16 protein-coding genes are annotated in these 15,469 nt (G+C 47.1%); 5 read left to right on the forward strand and 11 right to left on the reverse strand.

Annotated elements, in window-relative coordinates; all coding sequences use genetic code 11:
• Positions 1–36: 36 nt before the first annotated feature.
• The 5 genes from AC1MEO_RS12100 to AC1MEO_RS12120 all read right to left on the reverse strand — a co-directional run bounded on the left by AC1MEO_RS12100 (position 37) and on the right by AC1MEO_RS12120 (position 5,494).
• Positions 37–1,776 (reverse strand): ABC transporter ATP-binding protein, encoded by a 1,740-nt coding sequence (locus AC1MEO_RS12100; protein WP_480330758.1) that lies wholly within the window; start codon positions 1,774–1,776, stop codon positions 37–39.
• Positions 1,777–1,804: 28 nt separating this feature from the next.
• A complete protein-coding gene (locus AC1MEO_RS12105) occupies positions 1,805–2,365 on the reverse strand; it encodes a GNAT family N-acetyltransferase (RefSeq protein ID WP_480330760.1) in 561 nt (186 codons plus the stop codon).
• Between the two features lie 48 nt (positions 2,366–2,413).
• Positions 2,414–3,631: an MFS transporter gene (locus tag AC1MEO_RS12110; RefSeq protein ID WP_480330762.1), complete on the reverse strand. Its 1,218-nt coding sequence runs from the start codon at positions 3,629–3,631 to the stop codon at positions 2,414–2,416.
• Between the two features lie 132 nt (positions 3,632–3,763).
• A complete protein-coding gene (locus AC1MEO_RS12115) occupies positions 3,764–4,075 on the reverse strand; it encodes a DUF3817 domain-containing protein (protein ID WP_480330764.1) in 312 nt (103 codons plus the stop codon).
• Positions 4,076–4,300: 225 nt separating this feature from the next.
• Positions 4,301–5,494 (reverse strand): class I SAM-dependent rRNA methyltransferase, encoded by a 1,194-nt coding sequence (locus AC1MEO_RS12120; protein WP_480330766.1) that lies wholly within the window; start codon positions 5,492–5,494, stop codon positions 4,301–4,303.
• Positions 5,495–5,612: 118 nt separating this feature from the next.
• On the opposite strand from AC1MEO_RS12120, the gene AC1MEO_RS12125 reads away from it, so the two are divergent.
• Complete coding sequence (locus AC1MEO_RS12125) at positions 5,613–5,813, forward strand: hypothetical protein (RefSeq protein ID WP_480330768.1); 201 nt, start codon at positions 5,613–5,615, stop codon at positions 5,811–5,813.
• A gap of 60 nt (positions 5,814–5,873) precedes the next feature.
• Here the strand turns inward: AC1MEO_RS12125 and AC1MEO_RS12130 are convergent, their stop codons facing one another.
• Both AC1MEO_RS12130 and AC1MEO_RS12135 read right to left on the reverse strand, forming a co-directional pair.
• A complete protein-coding gene (locus AC1MEO_RS12130) occupies positions 5,874–6,230 on the reverse strand; it encodes a SpoIIAA family protein (protein ID WP_480330770.1) in 357 nt (118 codons plus the stop codon).
• 33 nt (positions 6,231–6,263) lie between these two features.
• Entirely contained in the window at positions 6,264–6,620 is a 357-nt protein-coding gene (locus tag AC1MEO_RS12135; RefSeq protein WP_480330772.1) for a SpoIIAA family protein, read from the reverse strand.
• Between the two features lie 232 nt (positions 6,621–6,852).
• On the opposite strand from AC1MEO_RS12135, the gene AC1MEO_RS12140 reads away from it, so the two are divergent.
• On the forward strand, positions 6,853–7,506 hold the full coding sequence (locus AC1MEO_RS12140; RefSeq protein ID WP_480330774.1) for a GntR family transcriptional regulator: 654 nt from the start codon (positions 6,853–6,855) through the stop codon (positions 7,504–7,506).
• Between the two features lie 110 nt (positions 7,507–7,616).
• On the opposite strand, the gene brnQ is transcribed toward AC1MEO_RS12140, so the two are convergent.
• The gene (gene brnQ, locus AC1MEO_RS12145) at positions 7,617–8,987 is read right to left on the reverse strand and encodes a branched-chain amino acid transport system II carrier protein (RefSeq protein ID WP_480336092.1); all 1,371 of its coding nucleotides are present in this window, start codon (positions 8,985–8,987) and stop codon (positions 7,617–7,619) included.
• Between the two features lie 481 nt (positions 8,988–9,468).
• Between brnQ and AC1MEO_RS12150 the strand changes: the two genes are divergently transcribed.
• Together AC1MEO_RS12150 and AC1MEO_RS12155 are read left to right on the forward strand one after the other, a co-directional pair.
• A complete protein-coding gene (locus AC1MEO_RS12150; protein WP_480330776.1) occupies positions 9,469–9,843 on the forward strand; it encodes a CidA/LrgA family protein in 375 nt (124 codons plus the stop codon).
• A gap of 2 nt (positions 9,844–9,845) precedes the next feature.
• Complete coding sequence (locus AC1MEO_RS12155; protein WP_480330778.1) at positions 9,846–10,538, forward strand: LrgB family protein; 693 nt, start codon at positions 9,846–9,848, stop codon at positions 10,536–10,538.
• A gap of 617 nt (positions 10,539–11,155) precedes the next feature.
• Here AC1MEO_RS12155 and AC1MEO_RS12160 read toward each other — a convergent pair.
• Genes AC1MEO_RS12160 through AC1MEO_RS12170 form a run of 3 tightly spaced genes read right to left on the reverse strand, consistent with a single transcriptional unit; the run spans position 11,156 to position 14,313 of the window.
• On the reverse strand, positions 11,156–12,760 hold the full coding sequence (locus AC1MEO_RS12160) for an ABC transporter permease (protein WP_480330780.1): 1,605 nt from the start codon (positions 12,758–12,760) through the stop codon (positions 11,156–11,158).
• Positions 12,760–13,677 carry an ABC transporter ATP-binding protein gene (locus AC1MEO_RS12165; protein WP_480330782.1) on the reverse strand — a complete coding sequence of 306 codons (918 nt, stop codon included), beginning with the start codon at positions 13,675–13,677 and terminating at the stop codon, positions 12,760–12,762. Before AC1MEO_RS12165 ends, AC1MEO_RS12160 begins: the two co-directional genes overlap by 1 nt.
• A 12-nt stretch (positions 13,678–13,689) precedes the next feature.
• Positions 13,690–14,313, reverse strand: coding sequence for a TetR/AcrR family transcriptional regulator (locus AC1MEO_RS12170; protein WP_480330784.1), 624 nt, complete (start codon positions 14,311–14,313; stop codon positions 13,690–13,692).
• 181 nt (positions 14,314–14,494) lie between these two features.
• Between AC1MEO_RS12170 and AC1MEO_RS12175 the strand changes: the two genes are divergently transcribed.
• Positions 14,495–15,343, forward strand: a complete 849-nt coding sequence (locus AC1MEO_RS12175) for a transporter substrate-binding domain-containing protein (RefSeq protein ID WP_480330786.1) — start codon at positions 14,495–14,497, stop codon at positions 15,341–15,343.
• The last annotated feature ends 126 nt before the right edge of the window (positions 15,344–15,469 follow it).

A 15,469-nucleotide genomic window follows, 5' to 3' on the forward strand; every position in this document is an offset into this window, starting at 1 on the left:
TATACCTTGACGTTGCGTCAAGGTCAAGCGGTCTGGTCACGTTAATTGCTGTTCAGCAAATTCGCGGTAAAGAGAGTGGGAAACTGTCAGTTCCCGGTGCGTGCCGATCCCAGTGACACACCCTTTTTCAATAAAGACGATTTTGTCCGCATCCACAATCGTCGACAATCGATGGGCGATCACCAAAGTGGTCCGCCCTTCCATCAAGCGGCTTAACGCCTGCTGAACAATGCCTTCTGATTGGCTGTCCAGGCTGGCAGTCGCTTCGTCCATCATCAGGATTTTTGGATCGCGCAGAAAAGCTCTGGCAATAGCGATCCGCTGGCGCTGGCCCCCCGATAATTTGACGCCGCGCTCTCCGACTTCCGTATCCAATCCATCGGCAAATCCACGGATAAATTCCTCCGCATAAGCCATTCGCGCCACACGCCAAAGCTCGTCAGTTGTAATCGTTCCCGAATCCGGCAGACCGTAAGTCAGATTTTCACGGATAGTGCCGCCCATCATGGCGCTGTCCTGTGACACATAGCCGATCTGATCACGCCAGGAAGCGATTGAAATTTCATTGATTGGGATATTTCCAATTGAGATTTCACCTGATGACGGCTCATAAAATCGCTCAATCAAGCCGAAAACAGTTGTTTTTCCGCCGCCGCTCGGCCCCGCAAATGCAATCATTTCTCCTGGCTGTGCGACAAAGGAGACCTCTTCAAGCACCTTCTCCCCTTTTTCATAGGCGAAGCTCAGTCCATTGATCTGCAGCACTTTACCCGAAATCTCCATATCCGGCTTCGGCTGCTGTTCTTCCAAAGGCAGTTCCAAAATGCCAATGATGCGTTCTGTAGCGCCTTTGGCTTTTTGAAGTTCTGTGAAAAACCGGGCAAAGGTCGCCATCGGAACAATGATTTGGAATAAATACAGGAGAAAAGCGACCAGTGATCCTGTAGACATTTCCCCGTTCGCTACACGGATTCCGCCATAGCCGATAATTGATACGATAACCACCATAACGACCAGGTACATCAGCGGAGCAATCAAGGCATAAATTTTTGCTTCTTTCATGCCCAGGGAAAATAATTTCTGGATGCCCTGTTTCCCACGTTCTTCTTCAACATCTTCAGCTGTCGAAGATTTCATCAAACGGATTTCACCTAAGGTCTGCTGGACATGGCCCGTAAAATGCGCAGTCTCGTCCTGAAGGTTGCGGGAAATTTTGGCCATCTGGCGGCCTAACGGGATCATCACTGCAATCGTCAGCGGGACTGCGAGCATCATGACCAAAGTCATCTTCCAGTCCAGAATGACCAAAATGATCACTGCCCCGATAATGGAAATGATTCCTGTAACAAAGGAAGGAAAATGGTCCGTGATCAGGTTCCGGACGATGCCTGTATCATTGACGACCCGGCTCACCGTTTCACCGCTGGAATGCTGATCGAAATAGCTGACACGCAAACGGATCAACTGAGCCCACATCCGTTCCCGTAAGCCCGCGACTACCCGCTGTCCCACCATACTCAGCAAGTAAATCGAAACCCCGTTGATGATGGCCTGCACGATAAAAGCAGCACCGATTCCAGCAATCAACGGAACACTTAACGAGTCGAGTGAAAACCCATCGACCAGATTTTTCGTCAGCAGCGGGACCACCAGCCCGACGAGCGTCGTGATCAAACTCGTAAGCAAGCCGACAGCAAGTGCGAGCTTCGGAATCTTCAGCGTCAATAACAGCGAAATGAACGGCTTCAGCCCCGCATCTTTATCTTGCTTCTTCATAATAAAAGCCCCTGTTCTTTGAGTCGCATCAAGCGAATTTTGCGTAAATGCATGTATCCGTCAAGCGCTTGCCGTCTACTGAGCGTTCGTCATTCTTCAGTGTACCTTCCAGCACAAAACCAAGCTTTTCGGGAATCGCACGGCTTTTGAGGTTTTCAGCGTCGCATTGAATTTGGAGGCGATTGCATTTCAGTGTCGTGAAAGCCAGAGCAACCAATGCCGAAACGGCCTCAGCCATATACCCTTTTCCGGTCGCTCTGGAATCCAGCCAATAGCCGATTTCCATCTTCGGCACATCCCATTCAATAGCGTGGAATCCAGTAGAGCCGATAAAGCTTCCTGTCTCTTTATCAAAAACCAGGTACCGAAGGGATTCCCGTTTCAGGAAACTCAAATGCGACTCCAGTTGATTGATTTCCGTGTCCTCTGGAGACGGCTCTTCCTGCGCAAATCCGAGCCACGGCTTTAAGTCATGGAGTGAAGCCTGAATCGCTGCATTCACTGTCTTTCCGTCTCCGGGCATCGGCATCCGCAGCAGCAAACGCTCCGTTGTTATTTCGGTTGGCACTTCCGGCAAATTTATCCTCATACAGCATTCCCCTTTACTCATTTAACTCATTCTAACGGCTGCACTTCTTTAAGAAGCAGCGACTATTTTCCGGTCACGCGGAAGCCATAGGCCGACCATGCCGATGATCGGCAGGAAGGATACCACAACCATCGTTTCGTAGACACCGATGGCATCCATTAAAATACCGATGACAACAGCACCAATGGCTCCCATGCCAAAAGCCAAGCCGACAGTCAAACCAGCCATCGTCCCGATTTTGCTGGGGACGAGTTCCTGGGCATAAACGACTGTAACGGAAAAGCTCAGCATAATGAAAAATCCGATCAATGCCAGGAAAATCAACACTGCGTAAAGCGGCAGATAGGGCAATAATGCGGCAAGCGGAATCGGGACGATGATGGAAAGAAGAATCACGTTTTTCCGTCCGATTTTGTCCGCCATAGGCCCTCCGAAGAAGGTACCGGCAGCTCCGACGCCAAGAAATAGGAACACATACAGCTGTCCCTGCTGAATCGTCAGGCCATAAGATTCAATCAAGTGGAAAATATAAAAACTCGTCATATTGGTGACGTAGAAAGAACGGGCAAAAATAATCACCATCAAGAGCGCCAAAGCGATGCCTACTTGTTTTTTGGTCATTTCCGGCAAAGAAGACAATAATATTTTCTTCACTTTCTGAAGCTTTTCCTGCTCCAGCTGCTGTTTGTACCAGAAGGAGATTTTCGTCAGGATAAAAATACCGAGTGCAGCGACAAACAAGAACAAAGCAGCGCCTATCTGGCCGAGCGGCACGAGGATGAAAGCACTGATCAGCGGAGCAAGCGCCTGTCCGGAGTTTCCCCCTACCTGGTAAATCGATTGGGACAACCCCCGCTTGGATCCGGCTGCCATATAGGAAACACGCGAGCCTTCCGGATGGAACACAGCGGAACCAAGGCCGAGGAAAATAACAGAAACGAGAATCATCCAATATTCCGGGGCAAAGGCCAAGCCGGCGATACCGAAAAACGAACTCGTCATGCCGAGCGGCAGAGCGAATGGCATCGGTTTTTTATCACTGATGAATCCCACAACCGGCTGCAGCACAGACGCCACGATATTCAGCACAAAAGCGATCAACCCCAGTTGAGTAAACGTCAAGCCGAGATCTGCTTCAAGTATCGGAAACATCGCCGGGATCACAGCCTGCAATGAATCATTCAGCAAATGGCAGCCGCCAATCGCAAACATTACCGGATAAACTGGATTTCCGGCTAAAGAAGAAGAACTTATCGCTTTCGCCATGGTGTTACCCCCAATACAAATCTGTAAATTACAATAGTTCCATTATAGAGGAGTTCGGCACCTTTCGATAACCCTAAATAAAAACACCTGCAGAGAAATCTGCAGGTGTCTGGTTTATCAATTTCGACGCATTTATGCAACAGAAGTTTTCAGCTGCTGCCAATTCTCAAGCCGCTTGTCCAGAACGAAATTGCCGAACGGCAGGAATGCCGAAGCCACAGCGCCGACGGAAAAACGGAACGGCCATCTGACGATGAATGTCATATAGATGGTCATTAAGATGTAGAGACTGAACAAGGCTCCGTGAATCGGTCCGATCACGCTGACCGCTTCCGGAAATCCGAAAAAGTATTTTAATGGCATGGCAATAAACAGCAGGATCAATAACGAACTGCCTTCAAGCAACCCCATGAAACGAAATGTTCCCAACGCATTTTTAAACATCAACTTATCCCCCACAATCTGCTTCTATTATAGAATCAGAGCAGAATGCTGTACAGGGATTCGCGGGGAAAAGCGGCAGCATTTTGGAGCGGCACACAAAATTCCGACACAAATTTGAATCTATACATATCAAAATAAAGAATTCATTTTTGCAAATCGCTTAGGGAGCTGCTCTTTTGGGAGCCTCCATTTGTTTGCTCTAGATTCTAGTTGTAGAGTAACATTTTAACCCAGTTTCACGAAAAGCACCTTCAGGTAATCGCCTTCTTTAAATTCCTTTTGAACACGGAAATCGCTCGGCAAGGTGAATTCCTCAACAATGCTGTATTTTCCGCCAAGTTCTTTAAAAGCTTTATCGATAAACCCTTTAAACTTTTTCATCCCAAAAGAGGCACTGTTGGTTGAAGCGACGATGACGCCATTTTTTTCCGTGATGGCAATCGCTTCTTTCATCAGATTCGTGTAGTCCTTGGAAGTGCTGAACGTGTATTTTTTTGAACGCGCAAAGCTGGGCGGATCCAAAATGACCACGTCGAACTTCAGTTCTTTCCGTTTGGCGTATTTAAAATAATTGAAGACGTCCATGACCAGGATGTCCTGGTTTTCGAAATCGATGCCATTGACGCTGAATTGCTCGATCGTCTTGCTGGAACTTCTTTTCGCCAAATCAACACTCGTCGTCTTGACCGCTCCACCAATGGCTGCTGCTACTGAAAACGCACCTGTATAGGAGAAGGTATTCAGCACGGTTTTTCCTTTGGCGTATTTCTGTTTGATGGCATTCCGGACATCCCGCTGATCGAGGAAGATTCCCGTCATCGCCCCGTCGTTCAAGTAAACTGCAAAATTCACACCATTTTCTTTGACGATCAACGGAAATTCTCCGCGCTCGCCTGTAACGAAATCATCTTCTTCAATGTATTGGCCTTTCGTATCAAAGCGTTTTTTCTGGTAAATCCCTTTGCATTCCGCAACGTTCTGAAGCGCTGCGATTACCTGGTCCTTAAAGGTATATACTCCTTCGCTATACCAGCTGAGCAAATAGAAGCCATTGTAATAATCGATGATCAACCCTCCGAACCCATCGCCTTCGCCATTAAAGACACGGAAAGCTGTCGTCTCCGGGTTGTTGAAAAACGATTTTCTATGGGCAATCGCTGTTGCCAGCTTGCGTTCAATAAACGCTTGATCGACGGCTTCATTTTCATCACGCGTCAGAATCCAGCCAAAGCCTTTATTTTGCTGGCCATAATAGCCTTTTGCCAGAAAGCGTCCTTGTTTATCAGTCAGCTTCAGGATGCTTCCCTCGGTTTTCAGAAGCTCTGGATTCTCCAGCGCCTCTTTGGTGATCAAAGGATAGCCTTTAGCGTATTCCGCCTTGAATTTATCTGTTATTTTAATTGAAATTTCCGATTTCATCGTTTCTCATCCTATCTGTAAAACACCATTTTGCTTTATAATTAGTGTATACGATAGCTGACTTTATTCCCACCCTGGCCATGTGAATTTTCCAAGACTGCCCATAGGAGGAATCGCCATGAAGCAGAAGTTCCATGTCTATAATATCTTGTTGACGACCGGGGAATCACTGGAGAACATCCGCATTGAGGGGCCTCTGGAAGACCATTTTTCTGGCGTTGCGGTCAGCCTTTTTCCTGTGGAAGATGCAGAAGGAAGAACCATTATCTTGAGTATCTTCCATATCGTTAAGGCAGATTTAGTCAAAGTGGAGGAATAAGCCTCTTAGCTGCAAAAAAGCGTTTCGCATGGAGCCATGCGAAACGCTTTTTTAAAATTTTTATTCCTGGATCCATTCCCAGGCTCGATTCATTTCATCCAGCTGAAAATGCCTGACTTCAAGTTTCGGCAGCAGGCTTTCCATTTCCGCCAATTGGCCAGCCAATGGAACGGAGCTGATTACTGCAAATTTATGGAATTGATTCCAGGCATCCATATTCACCTGCATGCTTTCTCCAAAACCACTAAAAGCGGAGTCTTCCACTTCGTTTATAATTGCATAGATATTGAACTTACCTTTATCTGCGAATTTGTCCTGGATAATCTTATCAATTTTTAACGCATCTTCGCGTGTCGCTGTTCCTTCAAATTCAATCGCGATGGTTTCCATGTCTTTACTTGGCACAAATGACAGCATAAGTCCCCTCCTCTGTTTCGTCATCGAAACTGCTCACTCTTTTATCCAATTCCATGCCTGCTCCGTCTCATCCATGTGAAAATGCTTGGCTTTGATGCCGGGAAGAAAATCACTGAGATTGGTAACCGTTGCAAGCCAGTTCTTTTCACTGATGACAGCCAGCTTATTGTATTGGCTCCAACGCTTCATATCGATTTTGGCTTCTTCCAAAAGCGCTTTAGGCGTCGGCAACTCCGCCTGTTCCATAATGGCATAGGCATTAAACGGCTGATCTTTCGAAAATTGTTCTTCGATTGCCTGTTCCAGCTTTTGCAAGTCTTCTTTTGTCGCCTTTCCACTAACTTCAAAAGCAATGGTCTGCGAATCCTGACTCGGAATAAATGACAGCATTTCCATTCCTCCTCACCTGCTGTAAAATCTGCTGTTATTTTTCTTATTCCCTATTTGATATCCAGCAAACGGTTGTCTTGACGCCATTTGCTGATATATTGCATAAAATATTTTATCGATAGTCTGAATTGGTGTATAATGGGACAAATAGAACCGTCAATCAGTGGGAGCTTTTTAACTCTATTGTTTCTCAAAGCTTTATAAATCATGCAGTTGAAAAGGAGAGTTTGCAATGCCTATTCCAGTCGATCATTCGAAGCCCATTCGTGTCTCAGCAAAAGAAAGTGCCTATATTCAATTGCAGCAGTGGATTATTGATGGGACCCTGCAGCCTGAAGAAAAATTAGTCGATACGGAACTGGCACAAGCCTTGAGCTTAAGCAGAACCCCTATTCGCGAAGCGCTTCAATTATTGGAGGTCCAGGGATTTGTAGAGATGTTTCCTGGAAAAGCCACTCGCGTCACGAATGTAAAGAAAGATGACCTTAAGGATCTGCTGCCGCCTCTTGCTGTTCTGCAGGCACTTTCAGCAGAGCTGGCCATCCCTAACCTCAATGATGAGATTTTCAGCTTAATGCATGAAACCAACGAGCGGTTCCTTAAAGCAATTGATAGTCAGGATGGTTTTTCGGCCTTGAAAATTGATCAGGAATTTCACCAGATCATCGTTGATGCCGCAAATAATCCTTATATCCATACAATGCTCGGCAGCCTGCAATCCCATGTCAGAAGACAATTTTTTCACCATTCACTCATGTTGACCAAAAGCTCATACGACGAACATGTCCAGATCATCCAAACTTTAAAGGAAAAAGATTCAGAAAAAGTGACGCAGATCATGAAATCCAATTGGATACGCACGGTAGAAGAGCTTACGGTAGTATGAACCGATGAGATCAATTGAAAAAGCTGCATCAAAAGCGAGGTTGCTTTTGATGCAGCTTTTTTTATTTTTAAGCTGACCCGATTTTCCGGACCAGCCTGCCTTACCTGAAATCAAGCGTTGTGTTGAGCCGTCTGAACCTTTTCATGCTTTTTACTGCGCGCAATGACCGTTGTAATGGCAATGACGATCAATGCAGGCAAGAGCCATCCAAGACCGTTATTGTACAGCGGCAAGAAAGCTGCGTAAAAATCGACGATTGCTTGCAGCCAAGCCGGATTAGCAACGCCCAGTGAAGAAGTCAGGGTCTTCAATCCATCGATGATGCTGATGAAGAACGTCACAACGATCGTTGATACGTAGACCAACTGAGCATGTTTGAACAATGGCGATAAGAAAGCCAAAATGATCAATACAATCGCGAGCGGATAAAGGAACATCAGTACCGGAATCGAATAGGTAATGATATTCGAAAGCCCTGCATTGGTGACCACCAATGAAAAGACAGAGAAAATGACCACATAAGTCTTGTAGCTGATTTTCGGCGTCAGTTTATGGAAAAATTCAGCATTGGCTACCGTTAAGCCGATGGCCGTTGTCAAACATGCCAAAATGATGATGACTGCCAATAAAGTAGCGCCGAACGTTCCGAAGTAATAACCTGAAGCGCCGCTTAGGACAGGTCCGCCTGTTTCCAAAAGACCCAAAGTTCCTGTGCTCGTTGAACCAAGCAAAGCAATTCCCGTGTAGACCACAGCCAAAATAATCGCAGCCACTACTCCACTCTTCAAAGTGGCACTTAAGACGCCTTTAGGTGAATTCACGCCCAATTTACGGACAGCGGAAATGACGATAATTCCGAAAACCAGTGAAGCAAGTGCATCCATCGTGTTATAGCCTTCCGTGAAGCCGGTAAAGAATGCATCGTTTGCATAAGCCGGCTGTGGTGCTTCCTGCTTGCCCATCGGATTGACAAAAGCTGTAACCAATAACGCTCCCAAGGTAACAAGAATTGCCGGTGAAAGGACCTTGCCGATGCTGTCGACCATCCGTGATGGATTCAGCGAGACGATTAATGATACGGCAAAAAAGATAAGCGAGAATACAAGCAAACCGATTGTGGCATTTCCAGTTCCAACAAACGGAGCAATTCCCACTTCATATGAAACCGCGCCGGTTCTCGGCAAAGCGAAGAAGGGCCCGATTGTTAAATAGAGCATTGCTGTAAAGACCAGTCCGTACACCGGGTGGACACGGCTCGATAAATCCTGCAAATCGTTGCTTTTCGAATAACCGATCGCCAATATTCCGAGCAAAGGCAACCCGACGCCTGTAATCAAAAACCCGAATATCGCTATCCAGACATTCGTTCCTGCGTATTGCCCGAGCTGGGCGGGGAAGATTAAGTTTCCTGCTCCAAAGAACAGCGCAAACAACATCATCCCTACTACTGCATATGATTTAAATGACAACTTACTATCCATTTCCATTTCCATTTCCTCCTAAAGTTAAATCCCGTGACTTGAAGCGTCTTATCCATAATTTTGAAATAATACATTTTCACTTAATAAAATGTATGCGATATATTGCATAAAATAATAATACAACAAATCGTTTAAAATGCAAGCTTTATAAGCTAATATTTTCTTAAATTCTGTCTATTTTGAGAATCAGAATTCCACCCTTATTTTCTTAATATAGTTTATATGCTCATGTGTGCATAAAAAACCGAATAGTGGCAGTCGTCCCTATACAGGTTTCAGAAGCTTTTCAAACAATAGCGGAATATACAAGCGCATGCCATTATCCATTAAAAATGCAGTACAAGCTTTTTCATTTGAGTTTCCTGAATAATTGGAGAAGTATGGAATCTGCTCTCGCTTTTCAAATAGAATGCTGTAAAATAACTTATTATGGAAGGAACACAAACTTTATCTCACAACTAACCGGAAGGTGGCGTTCTCTTTGAAAATCATTTACATCATTCTTCAGCTTCTCGCCATTACCGGCTTTTATCTGTTAGGTGAAGAATTGCAGTCCTTTTTCAATATTCCGTTGCCAGGCAGCATCATCGGCTTCCTTTTATTGTTCGCTGCACTTATGTTGAAGATCTACCCACTCAAGTGGATAGATTCTGGCGCGCATTTCCTATTGGCCTTTCTATCCCTTTACTTTATTCCCGCTACTGTTGGCGTTGTCGAATACGGAGAGCTGTTTTCAGGAAAAGGCATGCTGCTGATTCCGATTGTGATGGCCAGCACATTCCTTACCATGGCTGCCTCGGGCTGGGTCAGCCAATATGCCGCTAAGGCAAGCACTGAACGAAAGGAGCGATCCTGACGATGGAATTCAATCTGCTCGCCGCTTTGTTTGCGGTCATGACTATTGTCATTTACTTGCTGACCAACTCTCTGTATCTAAAGTATAGAAAGACTTTTTTGAATCCGGTACTTGCTTCTACAGCCATCATCGCCCTCATTTTAGTGCTGGGTAATATCCCTTACGATACATATATGATGGGCGGAAGCTGGATTGGCACACTTTTGGGGCCTGCAGTTGTCGCCTTGGCGATTCCTCTCTATAAACAGAGGGATTTGCTTTTCAATAACTTGCTGCCCATCGTTTCAGGCATTGCGGCAGGCGTAGTTGTCGGTATGGCAAGCGGCGTTCTGTTTACGCAGCTGTTCCGTTTTTCAGAAGAGCTGATCCTGACAGTATTGCCGAAATCGCTGACGACACCGGTTGCCATGCAGGTTGCCGGCAATCTCGGCGGGATTCCTTCGCTGGCAGCAGTTTTTGTTATGGTCGCGGGATTTACCGGCTATATCATCGGTCCTGCCATCCTAAACTGGCTGCATATTGATTCAGCGATTGGCCGCGGCATCGGCCTTGGCACTTCAGCACACGGCATGGGCACTGCAAAAGCCTTTGAATACGGACAGCAGGAAGCTTCGATGAGTTCAGTTGCGATGAGCTTGAGTGCCGTGTTCGGCGCCTTATTAGGACCTGTAGCTGCTTGGCTGCTGCTTCTGTAAACCGCAAAGAACCCTCTTTCCGCAACTGGAAAGAGGGTTCTTTGCTTATAGGCAAAAAAATATTTATGTCATTTAAAGAACGAAGACTCATTTCATCTTATTACACCGGGCCCTCCGCTCCAGGTGGACGCTTTCCGCGGACGAAGCGCTGAGCCTCCTCGTCGCAAGCTCCTGCCGGGTCTCATCACTCCGTTCTTCCGCAGGAAAGGTATTGGTCGAAGCCTGCGAGACCAAGTCTTTGCGACGAAGCTAGCGCAGCGATGCAGGAGCACATCTCAGCCCTTCGCCGCCTTGCGCTCCGGATCCTTGAGTGAAGGGTTTGCTAGGTTTGTTGGAACTATTTTTTCCTAGAACCAACTAGTAGGCTTCTCTCTTTGATTGAAGCCATACGCTCCCAACCGGGCTGGCTGCGAAGACTCCTGTGGGACAGCGAAAGCTGAAGACCCCGCAGGAACGCAGTTACGAGGAGGCTGAAGCTGAGCCCACGGAAAGCGAAGTGGCCGGTCCGGTTGGGGGTTATACCCTGCTATTCATTTTGGGTAGACTTTATCTATAGTCTAAGAACCCTCTTTCCGCAACTGGAAAGAGGGTTCTCTTTATTATGCTGCAAGGTATTGTTACCTTCCAATATCCCTGCGGTTAAATCCAAGCATGCCAATTGCCGTCAGTACAACAGCGACGATGCTCAGTATGGCAGCATTCAGGTAATTCATTTCTTCGATTGGTATTTCTGAGACATAGCCATACGGCGTCAGTTTCCCCAGCCATTCGGGAAACTGGAACAAGCCGCCAAAGTAAATCACAACAAAGGAAAAGGTTATATACAGCCACACTGCATTGGTTAAATTCGGAGCCCAGCCAATCAGCACTGCTGCTACACCGACCATGGCCAGCATGGCAGGCAAATAAGCCAGGGCCGAGCCATAGAACATACCCAGCGAAAGCTGGTCTTCCATCATGGCGTTCCCCACGACGCCAAGACCCAATCCCGCCAAAGACAGCATGATGAATGCCGTCAGAACGGCCATGGCGAGATAGCTTCCCATCAACCGGTTTCTGGAGACCCCGCGGCTTACAACGTGCTCAAGCCGGTCATTTTTTTCCTCAGTCTTCAACTTCAGGACTGCAAGCAATACAGGAATGGTTCCCAGGATCGCCATTACCGCCATCAGAACCGGGATAAATTGTTCTGTCAGCGAAAAGCCTTCTGCCTGAACAATCATTTGCTGCATCAAGTCAATGTCTTCAAAAAACAATTCCAAATCTCCAAGAACCGAACCATACGAAGCCCCAATCAGCAGCAGTCCTGCTGACCAAGCGATCAATCCCGTTCGCTGAAGCCGAAAGGCAAGGCCAAACGGGCTGAGGAGAGATCTGGAGGCTTTTTCTTTTCCTGCCCGTGTAGGCAGAAAGCCCGAGCCCAAGTCGCGGATGGAACTAAGGTATAAAGCCAAGGCCATCAGCAAAATCGCTCCCGCCACTGTCAACAAAATCGGCCACCAATAATTATTGACATACGCTTCCGACCGCAGAATCCAGCCCAGCGGAGAAAACCAAGACAAGGTTTCGTTTGTTACATCTCCGATGGCCCGGATCATATAGGCCAGCAGCAAAACCGTAATCGACAAGCCAAGTGCAGTTCTGGCATTCGGGGATAGCTGTGCACAGACAGCCGCAATCCCGGTAAAAATCATTCCGGTAGCCCCCAAAGCAGCACCGTACACAAGAGACCCTTCCAGATCTACACTTTCAATGCCTAAAGCGGTTAAGGAGAAAGCAGTCAACAAAGCCAGGACAATATTGGCGCCGGTCAATACCAGCAAAATCGACATCAGATTCGACAAGCGCCCCACCGGCAACGAGCGGACCATTTCGATGCGTCCATCCTCTTCATCGGTGCGTGTATGGCGGGTCACCAGCAAAATGCTCATCAAGCCGACCACCACCGCAGTCATCAACAGCATTTCGTGGGCAGTCATGGCTCCGACCGTATAATTGTCCAAGCCATAGCCTGGACCGACCATCGCAGTCATCGCTGGATTGCGCATCGTTTCAGCCATTGCCTGCCGTTCTTCTTGGTTCTGATACAGCCCAACAAAAGCTAAGGCGATGATTGCGGAAACAGCTGCAAATGACACCAGCCAAATTGGAAGGCGTAAACGGTCACGCCGCAAGATGAAGCGGATCAGTGTTCCGGTGCCATCAAAAAGATGTCTGGTCATTAGGACTCGCCTCCCACTCCTGATTCCACCGCTTTTTCGGTTCCTTCGTAATGGCGCATGAACAGCTCTTCCAGAGTAGGCGGAGAGCTTTCGATGCGGGTTACGCCAAAGCGGCTGATATAGCGGATGACATTATCCACTTCGCTGGTATCTACTTGAAAGGACTGGGCCGAATCTTTCTGCTGGATGCCACTGACTCCTTTGAGTTCTTCCAGACCGGCAATCGGCTCTTTGGTTTCGACCAGCAGGATCGTCCCCGTCAAATGCCGGAGCTCTTTCAGCGTGCCTGTTTCAATGATCTTCCCTTCACGGATAATCGCCACTTTGTCACAAAGCTTTTCGACCTCAGATAGGATATGGCTGGACAGCAGAATGCTCTTGCCTTGTTTTTTGGCTTCCAGGGCATACTCCTGGAAAACCCGTTCCATGAGAGGATCAAGTCCAGAAGTCGGCTCGTCCAGGACGAACAAATCCACATCCGACGAAAACGCCGCAACCAACGCCACTTTCTGCCGGTTCCCTTTGGAATAGGTGCGGCATTTCTTCGTTGGATCCAGGTCGAATTTCTGGATCAATTCCTGCCGCCGATCCAAATTGTTGCCGCCGCGCAATTTGACGAACAGGTCAATGACCTCTCCCCCTGTGAGGTTTGGCCATAGATTGATATCCCCCGGCACGTAAGCTACCCGATTATGGATTTCCACGGCATCTTTCCAGGAATCCTTGCCGAAAATTTCAGCTCGTCCTTCGGTAGCTTTCAAAATACCGAGAAGAACACGCAGTGTCGTTGATTTCCCTGATCCGTTCGGGCCGATAAAGCCACAGATTTCCCCTTCGCCCACTTCAATGTTCACCCCATCCAGCGCCGCAAAATCTCCAAACTTCTTCGTCAAATCAATCGTTCTCAAAACTGTCATGGATAGCCCTCCTCAATTCGTATAGAAACTTTTCTTCAAAATATCGAGGTATTCATAAAATTCATCCCAGTACGGTTCGAAATCCAGTTCGGCCATCTTTTGCCCTTGAAGCCTTTGCAGGAGATCCTGCTGATAGCCATCAACTCCCCAACGGATTAAATTGAATGCCTTGTCCGCGTCCACGTCTTTTCTGAGAAGTGTTTTATCGATGCCTTCGTACAGCAGCGCATATCCCTGCTGCTGCAATTGCTCATAGCGCTTCTGCAGATGCAGCGGCAGGTCCAGGTCTTTTGTCAGCATGAACGTACCCATAAAATTAAAGACTTGTTCGTTCTCCAGCTGTGCTTTCATCTTAAGTTCAGCTGCCCCTTTTAGCCGTTTAATGAAATCAGCTTCCTTGATATCAACTTGACTCAAGTATTCATCAATGACGAAATTCAAGCTGTATTCAATGAGGTATTCGTATAGGTCTTTCTTATTTTTAAAGTAGTAGAACAGCATCCCTTTTCCAATCCCCGCATGCTTGACGATGCGGTTGGTCGAAGCTTTCACGTAGCCATTCTCAGCGAACTCCATTAAGGCAGACTCCAGGATTTTCTGCTTCTTTTCAGAATCGAGGTTCTCAAATTTCTCCATATCCATGCCTTCTTTCCGCTCTTTAGACCAATGTGGTCGACTACAGAATACACCTTTCGGCCACACCGGTCAACATCCTAGTCTAAATTATCTGATTTATCCATCCGCAAATTAAACCGTTGCTCCCACTCTCTGATAATGCTATGTTTTAGGTGCAATCATAGTAGAGGAGGAAGACTCATTGAAACCATTATTTTCCCGAAAAAATGCAACCGCACTTGCCGGCCTTGTGACTTTATTGCTCTTAGGCGCCTGTGGAAACAATGAAGATACAGCTCCGGAAGAAACAACAACCGCTTGGGATGAAATTCAGGAACAAGGCAGCCTGACTGTTGCGACGTCAGGTACCTTGTTCCCGACTTCCTACCGCGAGGAAGGGTCGGACGAATTGACCGGCTTTGAAGTGGAAGTGGTCCGCGCTATTGGGGAACGCCTTGAATTGGACGTTGAATTTACAGAGCTTGGATTTGACGAGATGCTGACCTCAGTCCAAACAGGCCAGGTGGACATTGCGGCCAACGATATTGAAATAACGGAAGATCGCCAGGACAATTTCATCTTCTCTACACCGTTCAAGTATTCCTACGGAACGGCAATCGTCCGTTCAGATGACTTGTCCGGCATCGAGACATTGGAAGATCTGGAAGGCAAAAAAGCGGCTGGCGCCTCGACTTCCGTCTACATGGAGACCGCCCGTGAGTATGGTGCAGAAGAAGTGGTCTACGACAATGCCACCAATGAAACTTACCTGCGTGATGTCGCCATCGGCCGCACGGATGTCATCTTGAACGATTACTACCTGCAGACCTTAGCGATTGCGGCATTTCCGGAACTGGACATCACGATCCATCCGAACCTGAAGTACAGCCCTTCTGAGGTTGGCGTTGTCATGAACAAGGACAATACGGAGCTTGCCGAGAATGTTGACAGTGTAATCGAAGAAATGCTGGAAGACGGCACGATTGCCGAAATTTCAGCAGAATTCTTTAATGGGGCTGACGTGACAGAAAAAATTGATATCGAAGAATAACCCCAAAGAAGCCGCTCCCGATTGAGCGGCTTCTTTTTTATGACGGAATAGCTGTGAACCTTCCAGTTAATTGGAGATACTTTCTAAATGAACCAAGATACTTTCAAACGGCCGGACACTTCCCTT

Source organism: Planococcus sp. BI3, from assembly GCF_056680115.1.